19 protein-coding genes are annotated in these 18170 nt (G+C 61.0%); 4 read left to right on the top strand and 15 right to left on the bottom strand.

Annotated features, from left to right (window positions below; all coding sequences use genetic code 11):
- Positions 1–64: 64 nt before the first annotated feature.
- Positions 65–847 (bottom strand): class I SAM-dependent methyltransferase, encoded by a 783-nt coding sequence (locus DKB71_RS06165; RefSeq protein ID WP_408599879.1) that lies wholly within the window; start codon positions 845–847, stop codon positions 65–67.
- 93 nt (positions 848–940) lie between these two features.
- Between DKB71_RS06165 and DKB71_RS06160 the strand changes: the two genes are divergently transcribed.
- Complete coding sequence (locus DKB71_RS06160) at positions 941–1564, top strand: energy transducer TonB (RefSeq protein ID WP_274077185.1); 624 nt, start codon at positions 941–943, stop codon at positions 1562–1564.
- A gap of 3 nt (positions 1565–1567) precedes the next feature.
- Here the strand turns inward: DKB71_RS06160 and DKB71_RS06155 are convergent, their stop codons facing one another.
- From DKB71_RS06155 to ppc, 7 genes are all read right to left on the bottom strand, one after another.
- The gene (locus DKB71_RS06155; protein ID WP_274077186.1) at positions 1568–2257 is read right to left on the bottom strand and encodes an extensin family protein; all 690 of its coding nucleotides are present in this window, start codon (positions 2255–2257) and stop codon (positions 1568–1570) included.
- A 2-nt stretch (positions 2258–2259) separates the two neighbouring features.
- A complete protein-coding gene (locus DKB71_RS06150; RefSeq protein ID WP_408599878.1) occupies positions 2260–3081 on the bottom strand; it encodes an oxaloacetate decarboxylase in 822 nt (273 codons plus the stop codon).
- A 34-nt stretch (positions 3082–3115) separates the two neighbouring features.
- Positions 3116–3976, bottom strand: a complete 861-nt coding sequence (locus DKB71_RS06145) for a DUF72 domain-containing protein (RefSeq protein WP_408601060.1) — start codon at positions 3974–3976, stop codon at positions 3116–3118.
- A complete protein-coding gene (locus DKB71_RS06140) occupies positions 3973–4278 on the bottom strand; it encodes a hypothetical protein (protein WP_274077188.1) in 306 nt (101 codons plus the stop codon). Before DKB71_RS06140 ends, DKB71_RS06145 begins: the two co-directional genes overlap by 4 nt.
- 271 nt (positions 4279–4549) lie before the next feature.
- Positions 4550–5224 (bottom strand): tRNA (adenosine(37)-N6)-threonylcarbamoyltransferase complex dimerization subunit type 1 TsaB, encoded by a 675-nt coding sequence (gene tsaB / locus DKB71_RS06135; RefSeq protein WP_323628187.1) that lies wholly within the window; start codon positions 5222–5224, stop codon positions 4550–4552.
- Positions 5225–5312: 88 nt separating this feature from the next.
- Positions 5313–5960, bottom strand: a complete 648-nt coding sequence (gene adk, locus DKB71_RS06130) for an adenylate kinase (RefSeq protein WP_274077190.1) — start codon at positions 5958–5960, stop codon at positions 5313–5315.
- Between the two features lie 289 nt (positions 5961–6249).
- Positions 6250–8880: a phosphoenolpyruvate carboxylase gene (gene ppc, locus DKB71_RS06125; protein WP_274077191.1), complete on the bottom strand. Its 2631-nt coding sequence runs from the start codon at positions 8878–8880 to the stop codon at positions 6250–6252.
- A gap of 200 nt (positions 8881–9080) precedes the next feature.
- Between ppc and DKB71_RS06120 the strand changes: the two genes are divergently transcribed.
- From DKB71_RS06120 to DKB71_RS06110, 3 genes are all read left to right on the top strand, one after another.
- On the top strand, positions 9081–9425 hold the full coding sequence (locus DKB71_RS06120) for a pilin assembly protein (RefSeq protein WP_274077192.1): 345 nt from the start codon (positions 9081–9083) through the stop codon (positions 9423–9425).
- A 275-nt stretch (positions 9426–9700) separates the two neighbouring features.
- Positions 9701–10108 (top strand): DUF4398 domain-containing protein, encoded by a 408-nt coding sequence (locus DKB71_RS06115; RefSeq protein WP_274077193.1) that lies wholly within the window; start codon positions 9701–9703, stop codon positions 10106–10108.
- A 59-nt stretch (positions 10109–10167) separates the two neighbouring features.
- A complete protein-coding gene (locus DKB71_RS06110) occupies positions 10168–10965 on the top strand; it encodes an OmpA family protein (protein WP_274077216.1) in 798 nt (265 codons plus the stop codon).
- Positions 10966–11088: 123 nt separating this feature from the next.
- On the opposite strand, the gene DKB71_RS06105 is transcribed toward DKB71_RS06110, so the two are convergent.
- The 7 genes from DKB71_RS06105 to prfB form a co-directional block, all read right to left on the bottom strand.
- A complete protein-coding gene (locus DKB71_RS06105) occupies positions 11089–11418 on the bottom strand; it encodes a hypothetical protein (protein WP_274077194.1) in 330 nt (109 codons plus the stop codon).
- Positions 11415–12329, bottom strand: a complete 915-nt coding sequence (locus DKB71_RS06100; protein WP_323608731.1) for an alpha/beta hydrolase — start codon at positions 12327–12329, stop codon at positions 11415–11417. Before DKB71_RS06100 ends, DKB71_RS06105 begins: the two co-directional genes overlap by 4 nt.
- A gap of 139 nt (positions 12330–12468) precedes the next feature.
- Entirely contained in the window at positions 12469–13746 is a 1278-nt protein-coding gene (locus DKB71_RS06095) for a flavohemoglobin expression-modulating QEGLA motif protein (RefSeq protein ID WP_274077196.1), read from the bottom strand.
- 32 nt (positions 13747–13778) lie between these two features.
- Entirely contained in the window at positions 13779–14333 is a 555-nt protein-coding gene (locus tag DKB71_RS06090) for a hypothetical protein (protein WP_323628190.1), read from the bottom strand.
- A gap of 123 nt (positions 14334–14456) precedes the next feature.
- Positions 14457–15173 carry a TetR/AcrR family transcriptional regulator gene (locus DKB71_RS06085; RefSeq protein ID WP_274077198.1) on the bottom strand — a complete coding sequence of 239 codons (717 nt, stop codon included), beginning with the start codon at positions 15171–15173 and terminating at the stop codon, positions 14457–14459.
- A gap of 101 nt (positions 15174–15274) precedes the next feature.
- A complete protein-coding gene (gene lysS, locus DKB71_RS06080; protein ID WP_274077199.1) occupies positions 15275–16777 on the bottom strand; it encodes a lysine--tRNA ligase in 1503 nt (500 codons plus the stop codon).
- 95 nt (positions 16778–16872) lie between these two features.
- Positions 16873–17968 (bottom strand): peptide chain release factor 2 gene (gene prfB, locus DKB71_RS06075; RefSeq protein WP_109790603.1). Its coding sequence is split into 2 segments (ribosomal slippage): positions 16873–17895 and positions 17897–17968, totalling 1095 coding nucleotides; the frame shifts between segments, so codons are not numbered across the junction.
- Positions 17969–18170: the final 202 nt, after the last annotated feature.

The following is an 18170-nucleotide window of genomic DNA, read 5'->3' as shown; positions in this document are numbered from 1 at the left end:
GGGTTCGAGGCGTTACACAAATCCCTGTGGGAGCGGGCTTGCTCGCGAAGCAGGCGACTCGGTCTTACGGCTTGAGCGCCTTCTTCGGATAGATGTCATACCGGCTGGACTTGCCATCCAGCGCATGACTCGGCTTCGGCCCTTCAATGCACGGCGCCTTGCGCGGGCGCTTCACCACCACTCGGTGGGTGGCCAGCGCCAACGCCGCTTCGAGCAAGGCCGGCGCATCCGGATCATCCCCCACCAGCGGCCGGAACAGGCGCATTTCCTTCTTCACCAGGGCGGTTTTCTCACGATGGGGAAACATCGGGTCGAGGTAGATCACCTGCGGCGGCTCCCCTTCCCAATTGCGCATCACCTCGATCGAGTTGCCCTTGAGCAAGCGCATGCGCGCCACGATGGGCGCCACGTCGAAATCTTCCGCGCCCCGGGCCAGGCCATCTTCGAGCAGGGCACCGATCAAGGGCTGACGCTCGATCAGGCTCATCTCGCAGCCCAGGCTCGCCAGCACGAACGCATCCTTGCCCAGCCCGGCGGTGGCATCCAGCACACGCGGGCGCACGCCCTGGGCGATGCCGACGGCCTTGGCGATCATCTGCCCGCTGCCGCCACCGTACAACCGGCGATGCGCCGCGCCACCCTCGACGAAATCCACCCGAACCGGGCCGGGCGCATCCGGCCCCAGCTGTTGCAGCTGCAAACCCTGGTCACCCACCTGCAACGCGAACTCGCCGTCCGCCACTTGCAGCGGCAGGCCCAGGCGCTCGGCCCATTGCTCGGCCTGGGGCTCGAAGGCCACGCCCAGCGCCTCGACATGGATGCGGCAGGCCGCTGGTTGATCAATCATCGGAAAACACGCTCAAAAAATTAATGATCGGCAAAAACGGCCGATAACAAAACTATCAAGCATTTTGCCAGAGCTGAGCGTCGACCGAGAGAAATGTCAGACATTCAACCCACAATCACAGGTTTTATCTCGCCCTACGGCGATTACAACCTGCGCAACACCCAGGCGCTGAGCGGCGTCAGTCACCTCTGGCAGGATTTCTTTGCCCGTGCGCTGGCCGATCAGTCGGGTGAAGCAGTGCTGCCTGAATCGTTGAATTTTCCCCCGGTCGACCTCGACAGCCCGGTTGAGCCCACCGTAGGCAGCGACTTGCTGGCGCACATCGTTTCCCAGCGTGAATGCGATGTGAAAGACAACGAAGTTCGTCCGCCCGAGCCGCTGTTCCTGCCGATTGCCGAATTCGAAATGGACCTGGCCGACAAGCCGTTCCCGCCCTTCCCGCCTGAAGAAATCGTTGCCCAGCAAAAACAGCAGGACTTCGAGAGCGGCTGGGTGCGCCCGATCGTGCTCACCGCCGGCCAACCGTTGCCAGAAACTGGCCCGGCGCCGCAACCGCGGGCGCTGCACCTGCCCATCGCCGAGTTCGAACTCGAGCTGCTGGACAAGCCCTTCCCGCCATTCTCGCCCGAAGAGATGGTGGAGCAACAGAAACAGCTCGATTTCGACAGCCGCTGGGCACGCCCGATCGTGCTGCAGAACCTGCGCCTGGCCGCCTGAGCCTCAACGACAGACCCACCAAGGCCCGACATCGACATGAAAGTGATTGCGATGGGCGGCGTTGTAATCCGGGCTCAACACCACACTGAACAGGCCACAGGCGCCATCGCGGACCTGCCTTAGAAACGCGGCGTCCTGGTTACCCTTCGGCCAATCCTTGAGCACGCTGATGGTCCGACCGTCAGCCAGGCGAAAACCGGCGATATCCAGGGCATTGGCCGACGCATGCTGGCTACGCCTGCCATTCTCGCGACTGTAGACATTGCGACAGGCAAAGCTGCCGAGATGATCGACCCGCGTGACGGCTTGCCCATAGACCGCCTGCGCCGCGGGTTGCAGCGCGTGATGCTCGAACAGGGCGAAAGACACCGCCAAGCGGCAACTGGCGAGGAAACTGCTGCTCAGGGCCACGTCACTGCCCTGGACACGCAGGGTATCGGTAAGCGGACATTTGGCGTCCGGGCTATCGGCCTGACGGGTCACGCGCAAACCGGAGCTGCTCAACGCCTGGTCGCACAGCTGCGGATCATCGCGCAGACGCATCAGTTTGTAGCGGGTCAGAAGGTTAGGCTCAGCTTTCACATCGAGCGGCGCCCAGGGATTCCACTGTGGCGGCAGGGAGATCCAGCCGCGCCAGACGCCCACTCCCGCCGCTGCAATGATCAACAGCAAAAGCCACCCGCGAAACCGCATCGTCAGCCTTTGAAAAATTGATTGGCCTGGGCATACGGCATGGAGCGCGTCGTGAAGCCGAACGTGCCCGACGTCTTGATCTCCTCGGCGGCGCGATAGAACTCGCCTAACGCCGCCAGGGCCAGCGCCGAGCCGACACTGATGCGCTTGACGCCCATTTCGCCCAGTTGCTCGACCGTCAGCTTCAAGCCGCCGGACATCAACACGTTGACCGGCTTCGGTGCCACGGCGCGGACCACGGCCAATACCTCTTCAGCGCTGCGCAACCCTGGCGCATACAACACGTCGGCGCCGGCTTCGGCGAACGCCTGCAAGCGGCGAATGGTGTCGGCCAGATCCGGATTGCCATGCAGGTAATTCTCGGCCCGGGCAGTCAGCGTAAACGCGAAAGGCAAGCTGCGGGCGGCAGCGACGGCGGCCTCGATGCGCGCCACAGCATGTTCGAAGCAATAAATCGGACCGTCCGCACGGCCGGTGAAGTCTTCGATCGAACCGCCGACGGCACCGGCGGCCGCGGCTGCCAGAATGCTTTGTGCACACTCGGCGGGATCATCGGCAAAGCCGTTTTCCAGATCGACTGCGACCGGCAGGTCGGTGGCGGCGACAATCGCCCGGACGTTGGCCAGGGTGTCGTCCAGCGTCAGGCCGCCATCGGGGCGGCCCTGGGAAAAAGCGTACCCGGCACTGGTAGTCGCCAGCGCCTCGAAACCCAGGCTGGCGAGCATTTTCGCCGAGCCGGCGTCCCACGGATTGGGAATCACAAAAGCGCCTTGGCGTTCGTGCAGGACTCTGAACGCTTGGGCTCGAAGGGTTTGCGCATCCATTGGCAGGCTCCTGTGCAGGAAAACGAGTCCGCTGTCAGAGCAAGCCAAGTTGCTCGGCCGCGGGCTCTCTGTATAGCTCAGGCAGCGCCGGCAAGCCAGGCAGTCGCAACATCAGGCGTGTGTGAAAACGTTGCGCCAGTTTCGCCGCGAGCACGTTGTCGGCGGTGTGCAGGAAGATGTAGGGCGTACGGCCCTCTTCGATCCACAGGGCGATTTTTTCCACCCACGGCTCCAGGAACGGATCGTTGGCTTCAAGCTGCGGATGACCGATGAAACGCACCTGCGGAAATTGCGTGAACGCTGCCGGGCGTGGTGGCACCCGGGGTTTCTTCGATTGGGCGTGAAGCACCGAGGGCTCGGTCGAGGTACAGCTGAACAGCGCACGGGGATCGAGGCAGATACGTTCGACGCCGCGATCGAGTAGAAGGCGATTGAGTTCGCGCTCGCTGTCACCCTTGGCGAAAAAGTCGTCATGGCGCACTTCCACCGCCAATGGCCCTTGCAGCCCATCGATAAATCCGGCCAGCTCCGGCAAGCGGTGTGGTGTGAAGCTCTTCGACAACTGCAACCACAGTGGGGACACCCGCTCACCGAGGGGGCTGAGTAGCTGGGTGAAGGTTTCGGCGGCGGTCAGTTGTTCGCGCAGGTCACCGCCGTGGCTGATCTCGCGGGGAAACTTCGCGGTGAAGCGAAAGTGTCCGGGCATGACCTCGGCCCAGCGCTGCACGGTGCTGGCAGCCGGGCTCGCGTAGAAGGTCGTATTGCCTTCCACGGCGTTGAACACTTGGGCATAAAGACTGAGGAAATCGGCGGGCCTGGCCGCGGGCGGGTACAGGTAATCGCGCCAGGCGTTTTCACTCCAGGACGGACAACCGAGGTAGTAAGGCAGCATCAGATGTACAGGTCGAGGCCCAGCACTTGCGCATCCCAATCGACGAAACTGGCGGTGCTCAGGTAACTGGCCAGCGCCGTTGCCACGCTCTTGCTCATCGCGCGGTGATAAAGCATGTCCTGCTGACGGGCGGGAAGATTGCTGAGCTTTTGCGCGGCGGCCTTGGCGGCACGGGAAGCCAGTTGTTCTTCGCTGGCAAACTCCAGCTCACCCTCGATATCGACGGACTCGTCATGCACTACCTGGTCTTTGCGAGGCTTGCGCTTGATGGGGTAGGACTGAGAGGAAACGCCGTCTATACGCATAGGTGCATGCTCGGTATCAGTAATGGCAGTCTAGTGGCACCTAAACCACATCGCAAACCGCCTAGTGATAACTAGAACACATAAAAGGCAAAAGGTTTAAAAGCTGGAGTTACAAACTGACGATTGGCTTTGTCAGATAGATCGCCTTCGCGAGCAAGCCCGCTCCCACAGGGTTAGCGGAGATCCTGTGGGAGCAAGCCCACTCCCACAGGGTGGTGGAGAACCTGTGGGAGCGGGCTTGCTCGCGATGGGACCAACTCGGTCTGGAGGATTAACGCGCCTTAGGCGTCGCCACTTTATCCCGCAGATAAACCGGCTGCGCCTCATCCGCCACGATCGCCTCGCCCCGCGCCCAGGCAAAGCGCGCCAGGGTCAGCAAATCTTCGGCATGGGGCAACATGCCCGCGTCCTGGCCACTCAGCTCGACAGCGATGCGCTCGGCATAACCCCAGCCGGTGCCTGCACCGAACCACTGGCCACTGGCATCGGCCGGCAAGGCAGCCGACTCCGGTGGCAATACCGCTTCAGCGCCGACCAGGCGCATCTCCCCCGCCGTCTCGCGGTAGCAGCCCCAATACACCTCGTCCATACGCGCATCGATGGCCGCCGCGACCTGGCTCACACCATGCTCGCGATAGGCGCGTTGGGCCAGCACGGCCAGGTTCGACACTGGCAACACCGGGCGATCGAGCGCAAACGCCAGGCCTTGCACCACACCGATGGCAATGCGCACGCCGGTGAACGCGCCCGGCCCGCGACCGAAGGCGATGGCGTCGACCGCTTGCAGGGTGGTGCCGGCATCGGCGAGCAACTGCTGGATCATCGGCAGCAGCTTCTGTGCATGCAGGCGCGGAATCACCTCGTAATGGCTCGTCACTTTGCCGTCATGCAGCAAGGCAACGGAGCAAGCTTCAGTCGCGGTGTCCAGGGCCAGCAAGGTGCTCATCGATGTATCCACAAGAGTGATCGGAAAAAAGTGCGTCAGTATAAACAACTACGGCCCGCAAGCGGGCCGTAGAAGATCAAGCGATTTTTCAGCTCAGGGCTGCAAGCACCTTGGCGGTGATTGCTTCAACCGAACCGACGCCTTCGATATGGCTGTACTTCGGCTTGCCATTGGCAGCCGACAGCTCCTGGTAGAAGGCCACCAGCGGCTTGGTCTGCGAATGGTAGACCGACAGGCGATGACGCACGGTTTCTTCGGTGTCGTCCTTGCGCTGCACCAGCTCTTCGCCAGTGATGTCGTCCTTGCCGGCAACTTTCGGCGGGTTGTAGACGATGTGGTAAACGCGGCCGCTGGCCTCGTGAACACGGCGACCGGCGATACGTTGCACGATCTCTTCGTCTTCAACGGCGATTTCAACCACCGCATCCAGCTCGACGCCAGCAGTCACCAGGGCTTCAGCCTGGGGAATGGTGCGCGGGAAGCCGTCGAACAGGAAACCGTTGGCGCAGTCGGGCTGGGCGATACGGTCCTTGACCAGGGCGATGATCAAGTCATCGGACACCAGGCCGCCGGCATCCATGATGCTCTTGGCCTTGATGCCCAGCTCGGTGCCGGCCTTGACCGCGGCGCGCAGCATGTCGCCCGTGGAGATTTGTGGAATGCCGAATTTTTCGGTGATGAACTTAGCCTGAGTACCTTTACCGGCCCCGGGAGCTCCCAGCAGAATGACGCGCATCGATGTGCTCCTCAATTTTTTATTTAGATAACGTCAGATTCGCCTCGTGGGGCCAATCTCAAAAATAGGGTCGTGACCGCCCAAACGGCCAAAGGCTGCTCAAGATACACAGCAGGCTGCGCCCACACAAGCCGCCAAAAGTCGGAGAAACCGCTGTCTGTCGTGACCCTGTAACCCGGTTCCCCAAGTCGCAACCCCATCATTAACTGTCGCTTGGCAGCACTTTTGCACCCGCTATCGAAGCACATCCGACGCTCGCGCCGGATGCTCCAAAGCACGACAACAAACCTTAGCCGGTATTGCGCAAACCGGCGGCAATCCCCGCCACAGACACCAGCAACGCCTGTTCTACCGGGCTATCCTGTGCCACATCTCGTTGCCGCGAGCGTGCCAGCAACTCGGCCTGCAATAGATGAAGCGGGTCGAGGTAAGTGTTGCGCAGGCGGATGAATTCAAGGGTGGCTGGGCTATGTGCCAGCAGCTGCGACTGACCGGTCAGCCCGAGAACGATGGTGCATGCCTGCGACAATAGGTCGCGTAAGTGCGCGCCCAACGGCAGCAAGTCCGGTTCGACCAGCCGCTCATCGTAAGACCGCGCGATATCCGCGTCGGCCTTGGCCAGGACCATTTCCAGCATGTCGATGCGGGTGCGGAAGAACGGCCATTGCTCGCGCATCTGCGCAAGCAGTGCGCCTTCACCGCGCTCCAGCGCCTTGCTCAGGGCCGCTTCCCAACCGAGCCAGGCCGGCAGCATCAGGCGGGTCTGGGTCCAGCCGAAGATCCACGGGATGGCCCGCAGGCTTTCGATCCCGCCAGCGCGGCGCTTGGCCGGACGACTGCCCAGCGGCAGGCGCCCCAGTTCCTGTTCCGGGGTGGACTGGCGGAAATATTCCACGAACTGTGGATTTTCCCGCACCACGGCGCGGTAGGCGCTGACTCCGTCGGCGGCCAATTCGTCCATCAAGTGGCGCCACTCAGGCGTTGGTGGTGGTGGCGGCAGCAAGGTCGCCTCGAGTACCGCGGCCAGGTACAGGTTGAGGTTTTGCTCGGCGATGTCCGGCAGGCCAAATTTGAAACGAATCATTTCTCCCTGCTCGGTGGTGCGGAAACGTCCAGCAACCGAACCGGGTGGCTGCGACAGGATCGCCGCGTGGGCCGGGCCGCCACCACGCCCCACGGTGCCACCGCGACCATGGAACAACAGCAGTTCCACTTGCTGTTCGCGGCAGATATCCACCAGCCGCTCCTGCGCCCGGTATTGTGCCCAGGCGGCGGCCGTGGTCCCGGCGTCCTTGGCCGAGTCGGAATAACCGATCATCACTTCCTGCGGGCCTTGCAGGCGCGAGCGATAACCCGGCAGCAGCAACAGCTTCTCGATCACCGGGCCGGCGTTGTCGAGGTCGGCGAGGGTTTCGAACAGCGGCACCACGCGCATCGGCCGCAGCACCCCGGACTCTTTGAGCAACAGCTGCACGGCCAGCACATCGGAAGCGGCACCGGCCATCGAGATCACGTAGGAACCCAGCGACGCCCCTGGCGCGGCGGCGATTTCCCGGCAGGTCGCGAGCACTTCGGCGGTGTCGGCCGAGGGCTTGTAGTGGGCCGGCAGCAAGGGCCGACGGTTATTCTGTTCGCGCGTCAGGAAGGTGATGCGCTCTTCTTCGCTCCAGTCCTCATAGCGACCCAGGCCAAGGTAGTCGGTGATTTCGGTCATGGCCGCGGTGTGGCGCGACGAGTCCTGACGCACATCGAGGCGCACCAGGAACAGGCCGAAGGTCACTGCCCGGCGCAGGCAATCGAGCAACGGACCGTCGGCAATCACGCCCATGCCGCACTCATGCAGCGAGTGGTAGCACAACTCCAGCGGGTCGAGCAGCTCGCGATTGTTCTGCAACACATCGGCCGGTGCCGGCGTCGGGGTCGACAACGCGGTGTGCGCCCAGTTTCTCGTCGCCCGCAGGCGTTCGCGTAGCTGTTTGAGCACCGCGCGATAGGGTTCGGCGCTGTCGCCTGCCTTGGCCTTCAATTCCTCGCTGGCCTGCTGCATCGACAACTCGGCAGCCAGGTGATCGACATCGCGCAGGTACAGATCGGCCGCCATCCAGCGCGCCAGCAGCAGCACTTCCCGGGTCACCGCCGCCGTCACGTTCGGGTTGCCGTCGCGGTCGCCGCCCATCCACGAGGCAAAGCGAATCGGTGCGGCTTGCAGTGGCAAACGCAGGCCGGTGGCAGCGTGCAGGGCCTGGTCGGCCTTGCGCAGGTAATTGGGGATCGCTTGCCACAGCGAATGCTCGATCACCGCGAAGCCCCATTTGGCTTCGTCGACCGGCGTCGGGCGCGTGCGGCGAATTTCTTCGGTGTGCCAGGCTTCGGCGATCAGGCGCTGCAAGGTCGACTTGATCTGCTCGCGCTCGGCGCTGGTCAGGTCGCGATGGTCCTGGGCCGCCAGTTGCGCGGCGATGGCGTCGTATTTCTGGATCAGCGTGCGGCGCGCGACTTCGGTCGGGTGCGCGGTCAGCACCAGTTCGATTTCCAGCCGACCCAGTTGCCGGGCCAGGGCCTCGGCGCCATGACCTTCAGCACGCAGGCGGGCGAGCAACTCCGGCAGCACCCGCGCTTCGAAGGGCGCGGCCTGGGATTCTTCGCGACGGTGAATCAGCTGGTACTGCTCGGCGATGTTGGCCAGGTTGAGAAACTGGTTGAAGGCCCGCGCCACCGGCAGCAATTCGTCCTCCGTCAACTGGTTGAGGCTGGCGCTCAGTTCGGCGTCCATGGAGCCGCGGCGGTCCGCCTTGGCGCCCTTGCGGATCTGCTCGATCTTGTCGAGAAAGCCGTCCCCGTACTGTTCACGAATGGTATTGCCCAACAACTCACCCAGCAGGTGAACGTCTTCGCGCAAGCGTGCATCAATATCGGTCATCAACAGTTCTCCAGGGAAAAATCCGGTCGACCAGGAACCTTAAGAGTGCCGCTCCAGACCGGTTCTTACAAGCAAGACGACGAAGGGCCTGTAAACCTTTGGCGTTGAAGCTAGTCTCAAGAGTAAGCCGTACAACGGCTGTCGCCGGCGCCTGCCGGACATTCCCCGCCTGCCTGGAGCAGGAGCGCAATGAGGTCATTATGAAAATCCGCGAGCTTGCCAACCACTGGGAAGAAAACGCCAAAGGTCGCCTGACCGATACAGGCTATTCGATTCATCTGGACGTGGAGGCTGCCGCACGGCTTGCGGCGATCATCGAAATGTACCCCAAGCGCAGCCCCGAAGAACTGTTGGGCGAACTGATCGGGGCCGCCCTGGAAGAGCTGGAAAAAAGCTTTCCCTACGTGAAAGGTTCGACCGTGGTCGCCACGGATGAAGAAGGCGATCCGCTGTACGAAGACATCGGCCCTACCCCACGTTTTCTAGCGTTGTCCCGTCGTCATCTGCACGACTTGTCGACCGGTAACGACAAGCAGAAACACTGACTTCCCCGTATTCATCCCCTTCTGAAAACCGCTGCTCGCGCCCCCCTTCGAGGGGGCGTGAACAGCCATGTTCATCGCCGTACTCCTCGATATAGAGCCCTGTCCACTGAATCGAAGTTTTTTTCGGTAGCAGGCTAATTTCTCTGAACTTTCGAAAAACGCCTCGGGTCAACCCAGTAACCACGCCTGGGACGGCCGTATCAAAACGCCCCCAAAACGGTAGCTTTCGGCTCCTTGCCCAGGATGGATGTTCACGTTTCTCAGGAGTTAGCCCCATGGAGTTGAAAACGATGAAAACCCGAACTGGCACATTTTCTTCCCTGCACAGCCTGAAAATGGCGGCACTGGCGATCGGCGGCAGCCTGGTACTGGCCGGTTGCGCCGGTAACCCACCCAGCGAGCAATTCGCCGTCACCGAGTCCGCGGTCAACGATGCCGTCAGCGCCGGTGGTACCGAATTCGCTGCGGTGGAAATGAAGGCTGCCCAGGACAAGCTCAAGCAAGCTGAAATTGCCATGCACGACAAAAAGTACGATCAAGCCAGGACCCTGGCCGAACAGGCTGAATGGGATGCTCGCGTCGCCGAGCGCAAAGCCCAGGCGATGAAAGCCGAACAGACTGTGAAGGACTCTCAGAAAGGAGTTCAGGAACTGCGTCAGGAAAGCCAGCGCACCGTTCAGTAACGGCGCGGCCCGACGTATTTCTTTTCGACTAAAAGGACGAAACCATGATTTCCAAAAGCATGAATTACAAACACGTGATGATCCCTGCCCTGCTGGCCGCAAGCGTCGCCCTGGCTGCGTGCTCTACGCCACCGAACCCTAGCCTTGAACAGGCCCGCACCAACTATGCTGGCCTGCAAGCCAACCCGCAGGCGAGCAAAGTCGCGGCGCTGGAAACCAAGGAAGCCAGCGATTACCTGGACAAAGCCGACAAGGCTTATCTGGACAAGGAAGACGCGGCCAAGGTCGACCAGTTGGCCTACCTGACCAACCAGCGTGTCGAAGTGGCGAAACAGACCATCGCCCTGCGCACCGCCGAAGCCAACCTGAAAAACGCTTCCGCGCAACGGGCCCAAGCCCGTCTGGACGCCCGCGACCAGCAGATCAAACAACTGCAGGACAGCCTCAACGCCAAGCAGACCGATCGCGGCACGCTGGTGACCTTCGGTGATGTGCTGTTCGCCACCGACAAGGCCGAGCTGAAATCCAACGGTCTGGTGAACATCAACAAACTGGCGCAGTACCTGCGGGACAACCCGGATCGCAAGGCGATTGTCGAGGGCTACACCGACAGTACCGGCACCGCCTCGCACAACCAGTCGTTGTCGGAACGCCGAGCGGGCTCCGTGCGCATGGCACTGGTGAAGATGGGTGTCGACCCGACCCGCATCGTCGCTCAGGGTTATGGCAAGGAATACCCGGTGGCGGATAACACCAGTACTTCGGGCCGGGCGCAGAACCGCCGGGTGGAAGTGACGATTTCCAATGACAACCAGCCGGTGATCCCGCGTTCGGCGGTGAGTGCCAACACTCAGTAATTGGCTATATGCAAAACTAAATGTGGGAGCGGGCTTGCTCGCGAAGGCGGTTTCACATTCAACAGAAATGTTGACTGACACACCACCTTCGCGAGCAAGCCCGCTCCCACATTTGATCTCGGTTTATTGTTCCAGCTTCTGCGGGGTTTCCTGCCCCATGCAACGCACGGCTTTTTTCCGCTCGTTGACAAGCACGCCGGTCAGGCCTTTCTGCTCAGTGTCGAACAATACCAACACCCCATCTATGCACTGCGCCACTTGCGCCGCCGGTTCCAGGGAGACTTTGTAGTCTTCGCCGGGCACGGTCTTGAGCATGGTGAATTCGTTGAGCAGCAACGCATCCTCTGGCTTGGCGAAATGCAGGTAGCCGTACCACCACAAGGCAGCGACGGTGCCCAGGATGCTGCAGATACCGGTGATGATCAGCGGGATGGCGTTGCGTTCTTCACTCATTGCGGGCTCTCTGGTGGTTCATTTTCAGAAGGTTCGGGCGCCGGGTAATTGGGGATTTCGCCCAGGCGGCGCAGGCCGTTGAAATGCTGCGGGTCTTCAAGAAAACGCAGCATGACCTTGCGCCACACCGGGTCGGCGAATGTCTGCACGTGACCGCCTCGGGTCAGTTGCAGCACTCTCGGCGGCGGCGCAGCTTGATACAGACGGATGCCGTTGGAAAGAGGCACGATCGGATCGTCGATGCTGTGATAGATCAGTTTCGGCACGCCGTTGAGCTGCGCCATGGAATTGATCGCGCTGTCACCGTCGGGCACCAGCCAGGACAGCGGCACCTGGAACGTCCAGAACACCCATGAATTGCTCAGCGCATAGCGACCGACGCTGCGGTAGCTGGCGGGCACGCCATCGAGCACAAACGCCTTGAGCTGTTTTTGCCGCTCAGGGTGTTGCACCAGGTAGTGAACGGCCATCGCCCCACCGAGGCTTTGGCCCAGCAGGATCAGCGGCTTGCCCTTGACCTCGGGTGCCTGGTCGAGCCATTTGAACGCGGCGTCGATGTCCTGATAGATCGCCGGCAGGCTCGGCTCGCCCTCGGACAAGCCGTAACCGCGATAGTCCACCAGCAGTACCTGATAACCCTCCTTGGGCAACCACCAGCTGCCGCCCAGGTGCATGGGCAGGTTGCCGCCGTTGCCGTGCAGGTGCAGGACGGTGCCCTTGACCTCGACACCCTTTTTCGCCGGCAGCCACCAGGCGTTCAGCTTGAGGCCGTCGGCGGTGGTCAGGGTGACCTCGCGGTATTCGAGCTTGGCTTTTTCCGGGGTGAACAGCTGGCCGGGCTCGGGGTAGAACAGCAGGGAGCTGCAACCGCTCAGGGCCAGGAGAAGGCAGAAGATGCCGAGGATTCTCATCCGTTGAAACCTCGCGATATATGTGAATATCTGACCCTGTAGGAGCTGGCTTGCCAGCGAACGCCGTAACGCGGGTTTACCTGCCGCACCGCGTTATCGTTCTTCGCTGGCAAGCCAGCTCCTACAGAAGGTGTCGTGATTAAAGGATATTGGAGTAATCCGCCTCGATCCGGTCCAGGCTCAGGTGGTTGAGGAAGTTGGAGAAGCACATCCACGCCGACAACGCGTTCATGTCGCGAAACTGCTCCGGCAGGTATTTGGGCGGTACCACCAACCCTTCGTCCACCAGCAGGCGCAAGGTGCGCATGTCTTCCAGGGTGGTCTTTCCGCAAAACAGCAGCGGTATCTGCTCCAGCTTGCCTTTGCGCACCGCCAGCTGAATGTAGTTGTAAATCATGATGAAGCCCTTGAGGTAGGACAAGTCTTTGGTAAAGGGCAGACCTGTCGGCACCGAGCCGCGGAAAACGCGACTGGCGTTGCTGTAGCTCTCGGGCATTTCGAAACCTTGTTCGCGGAAGAACTCGAACACCTGCAGGAAGTCCGCGCCCTCTTCCACCATGTGAATGGCGCGAGTGCGGTTGGTCAGTTTGCGCAGGCGACTCGGATAGGAGGCGAAGGTGATGATTTCCATCAGGATCGCCAGGCCTTCCTGGGTCACCGTCGACGACGGCGGGCCCTTGGACAGGAAGGTGCAGATCGGCTGGTTCAGGCCGTTGAGCGTGGTGCCCACGTGCACCAGCCCTTCGTGAACCTCAAGGGCGCGCACGTCGCGCTGGTTGAACATCGCGTCGGAGCGGATCTTGATGTAGTCGGCGCCGGCCGCCGCATCGGCGACGATCCCGTCGGACTCGAACACCCGGATGGTTTCCTCGGCTTCGCCAAACACCTTGTTCAGGCGATGCTGCAACATGTCGACCGCATCCTTGGCCGTCAGCGTCTTCGGTTCATCCTTGAGGTCGCCACGACCGTCGATGTTGTTCAGGTATTCGGACAACATCATGCCCAGGTCGGATAACGTCGGGTCGCCGGCATGGAACGCGTCGGACGCAGCGCCGTACAACTCCTGGGAAATCAGGCCGAAATCCTCGGTGCCGCGCGCTTCGAGCATGCGCACCACCATGCGGTATTCCTTGCACATGCGGCGCATGATCTGCCCGACCGGGTTGAACTGACCCAGCTGGCGGGTGATGTCGCGCTCGATGTTCTGGAACTCCAGCTTCACCTTGCTGGAATCGAAAGCCAACGGACGGTTGAGGTAGTAGTCGCGGTCCACCGCCGGCATTTCCTTGCCCTTGGCCTTGAGGAAACCCTTGCGGATGTTGTCGTCCCATTTGACCGCATCGAGGACGCGAATCGGCGTCTGTGCCAGCACAATGCGATCGGACAAAATGCGTATCGACTGCTGGTAATCGTCCACCCGAAACTCCCATAGAAATCTTCTGTGCTGGTTTACTTGGCTTTGGCCTGGCGCTGGTAACGCACCACTTCGACGAACACATCGGAATTGGCCGGGTCGTCGAGGTAGGCGGACACCTGGTCCATCTGACTGTTGATCAACACGCCATCGCCGTCGTCGGTCTGAAAGCTCTCGCCGCTCAAGACGTTCTGCCCCAGGGCCTGCTTGATTTGTTCGAGGTCGAGGTTGTACACCACCAGTTCATGCTTGTCGGTGAGTTCAAACCCGCCAATGGTGAAATGCCCGCCGAACTGCGCCGGCACTTTCGCCGAAAGATACCAGCGGCTGCCGTGGCGCGACACGGTGAAGGGATAGGCTTCGCGCTCCTTGGGCCTGGCCCTGAAGTAGCTCACCGCCTGATAGCGATTGTCGCCGATGCGCGTCAGTTCCAGGTTGACCGGCTCACCCCAGGCGTTGGTGCTGGTCCATTTTCCGAGCAACCCCTTGGGCACGGGCTCGCTCGTGGGCAGCGGCTCCTTGAAGGTCACCAGGCAGCCACTGAGCAGCAGGAACGACAAGGCGATCACTACGACACGCCAGACTCTCATTCAACACTCCCTTTGAAACAACACTGTCCACTGTAGGAGCAAACCTCGCTCGCGATGGCAGTGTGTCAGACAACAAAGATGTTGAATGTCAGACCATCGCGAGCAAGCTCGCTCCTACAGGGATTAAACCGACGCCAGCACCAAATGCATATAACGCGTCAGTATGCCGAGCATTTCCTCTTCGGCGCCCGGCTCGGCGTCGTTGAGCAGGCCCTGATATTCCATCCGTCCGATTATCGCCGTCAACACTTTGGCATCCTGTTGCGGCTCGTGGGAGCCCAGCACCTGGAAGAGCTGGCAGGATCCCTGCAACAGGATTTGCTGATGGGAGCGCACCAATTCGGCCAGGCGCGGGTTCAACAGTGCTTCCTGACGGAACGCCTGCTCGGCCATCAAGTGTTCACGACGGGTCACCAGTTGCCGATGAACATACTCGGTCATCAACCGCGCAATGTCGTCCGCCAGTTTTGAACGCGCCTGCGGGCTGCCGTCGCCGCTGGCGATCATGTCGCGCAACAGGCCCTCGTTGTTCACCCACAGCTTGGCCATGTAGGCCGCGCTGCGTTCCACGTATTGGGCGAAGGTATCGGTGAGCAGGTCATCGATATCCTTGAAGTAGTAAGTGGTCGCCGATAATGGCACTTCAGCCTCAGCGGCTACCGCACGGTGGCGCACGGCCCGTACGCCATCACGCACGACGATGCGCATCGCGGCATCGAGAATGTCCTGTCGACGCTGTTCGCTGCCCTGCCGGCTGGCCTTGCGGCCCTGGTACTGAACGCTTTCAGCGACCGCAGTGGCGATACCCGCTGCACCTTCTTGAGCTATTGCAGAGTTCACGACAGGTATTCCTCTCTACTTCAAAAGTAACTATTTGATACGTTTGTACCAGACAGGCAATAAAAAGCCGCCTATTTCAGGCGGCTTTTTAGTTGAAACACTTACGCTTGCGGCCGCATGTGCGGGAACAGGATCACGTCGCGGATCGACGGGGAGTTGGTCAGCAGCATCACCAGGCGGTCGATGCCGATGCCTTCACCCGCCGTCGGCGGCATGCCGTACTCCAGCGCGCGAACGAAGTCGGCGTCGTAGTGCATGGCTTCGTCATCGCCGGCGTCCTTGTCGGCCACCTGAGCCATGAACCGCTCGGCCTGGTCTTCCGCGTCGTTCAACTCGGAGTAGGCGTTGGCGATTTCACGACCACCGATGAACAGCTCGAAGCGGTCGGTGACGTTCGGGTTCTCGTCGTTGCGACGGGCCAGCGGCGACACTTCGAACGGGTATTGGGTGATGAAGTGCGGCTGTTCCAGCTTGTGCTCGACCAGCTCTTCGAAAATCATCACTTGCAGTTTGCCCAGGCCTTCGAAGCCCAGCACCTTGGCGCCGGCCTTCTTGGCGATGTCGCGAGCCTTGTCGATGTCGTTCAGGTCGTCGGCGGTCAACTCAGGGTTGTACTTGAGGATCGAGTCGAATACCGACAGGCGCACGAACGGCTCGCCGAAGTGGAACACTTTGTCGCCGTAAGGCACGTCGGTGCTGCCCAGGACCAACTGAGCCAGTTCACGGAACAGTTCTTCGGTCAGGTCCATGTTGTCTTCGTAGTCGGCGTAGGCCTGGTAGAACTCCAACATGGTGAATTCAGGGTTGTGACGAGTCGAAACGCCTTCATTACGGAAGTTGCGGTTGATCTCGAACACTTTCTCGAAACCGCCAACCACCAAGCGCTTGAGGTACAGCTCTGGCGCGATACGCAGGAACATTTCCATGTCCAGCGCGTTGTGGTGGGTTTCGAACGGCTTGGCTGCCGCGCCACCCGGGATGGTCTGCAGCATCGGCGTTTCCACTTCCAGGAAGTCACGCTTCATCAGGAAGCTGCGGATGTGGGCGATGACTTGCGAACGCACGCGGAAGGTCTGGCGCACGTCTTCGTTGACGATCAGGTCAACGTAACGCTGGCGATAGCGCTGTTCGGTGTCGGTCAGGCCATGGTGCTTGTCCGGCAGCGGGCGCAGGGATTTGGTCAGCAGGCGCACGTTGGTCATTTCAACGTACAGGTCGCCCTTGCCGGAACGGGCCAGGGTGCCTTCGGCGGCGATGATGTCGCCCATGTCCCAGGTTTTCACCGCAGCCAGGGTGTCTTCGGACAGGGTCTTGCGGTTGACGTAGACCTGGATGCGACCGGTCATGTCCTGGATCACCATGAACGAGCCACGGTTGAGCATGATGCGACCGGCAACCTTGACCGGGATTGCAGCCTCTGCCAGCTCTTCCTTGGTCTTGTCCGCGTACTGTTTCTGCAGGTCATTGCAGTAGTTTTCGCGGCGGAAGTCGTTCGGGAAGGCATTGCCCTTGGCGCGCTCGGCAGCAAGCTTTTCCTTGCGCAGGGCGATCAGGGAGTTTTCTTCCTGTTGCAGGGCTTGCGGGTCGAGTTCTAGGTCGCTCATGTCTTTAAATATTCCATCTGGTTCGTTGTCCCCGGCCTGCGGCTGGGGATCGCCGGCAAGCCGGCTCCTACAGGGGATCGCGGTGTGTCAGTGTATTACAGACCGGATTTCAGGCTGGCTTCCAGGTATTCGTCGATATCGCCGTCGAGTACCTTGTCGCAGTCGCTGCGTTCGATGTTGGTCCGCAGGTCCTTGATGCGCGAGGCATCGAGAACGTAGGAACGGATCTGGTGACCCCAGCCGATGTCCGACTTGGTATCTTCCAGCGCCTGGGACGCGGCGTTGCGTTTCTGCATTTCCTGCTCGTACAACTTGGCCCGCAGCATTTTCATGGCGGTGTCCTTGTTGGCGTGCTGGGAACGTTCGTTCTGGCAGCTGACCACGGTGTTGGTCGGTACGTGGGTGATACGTACGGCCGAGTCGGTGGTGTTTACGTGCTGACCACCGGCACCGGAGGAACGATAGGTGTCGATCCGCAGGTCTGCCGGATTGATCTCGATTTCCACCTTGTCATCGATCTCAGGGGAAACGAATACCGCGGAGAACGAGGTGTGGCGACGGTTGCCGGAGTCGAACGGGCTTTTTCGCACCAGGCGGTGCACGCCGATTTCGGTACGCAGCCAGCCAAAGGCGTATTCGCCCTTGATGTGCACGGTCGCGCCCTTGATACCGGCGACTTCACCGGCCGAAAGCTCCATGATGGTCGCGTCGAAACCGCGTTTATCGGCCCAGCGCAGGTACATGCGCAGCAGAATGTTGGCCCAGTCCTGGGCTTCGGTGCCGCCGGAACCGGCCTGGATGTCCAGGTACGCGTTGTTCGGGTCCATTTCGTGGCTGAACATGCGGCGGAATTCCAGCTTGGCCAGACTTTCCTCGAGACGGGCCAGCTCGGCGACGACATCGCCCACTGCGCCTTCGTCGTTTTCTTCGACGGCCATGTCCAGCAGGTCACGGCAATCGGCCAGACCGGTGTTCAATTCGTCGAGGGTGTCGACGATCTGCGCCAGCGCAGCGCGCTCGCGCCCCAACTCCTGGGCGTATTCAGGCTTGTTCCAGACACTCGGATCTTCAAGCTCGCGATTGACTTCAGTCAGACGCTCATGCTTTTGATCGTAGTCAAAGATACCCCCGAATGGTTTCGGAGCGCTCGGACAGGTCCTTGATGGTGTTAAGGATCGGGTTGATTTCCATGGCGGGCAGCACTCGTTGGCGAACTTTTGAAAGCCGGCGAGTATACCGGCAAACGGCCGAAAACGGCAGTCCGCCTGGCCGAAAAGACGTGGTTACAGGGGATCTTTGCGATGACGCAGAACCCTGTGGGAGCCGGGCTTGCCCGCGATGAAGGCCTGACAGCCAATACTTTCGTCGACTGACATACCGTCATCGCGGGCAA

This window comes from Pseudomonas sp. PLMAX (genome assembly GCF_046042685.1).
Taxonomy (GTDB): Bacteria; Pseudomonadota; Gammaproteobacteria; order Pseudomonadales; family Pseudomonadaceae; genus Aquipseudomonas; species Aquipseudomonas putida_AE.
The sequence above is the reverse complement of the archived record's forward strand: the minus strand, read 5'-3'. Positions and strand labels throughout refer to the sequence as shown.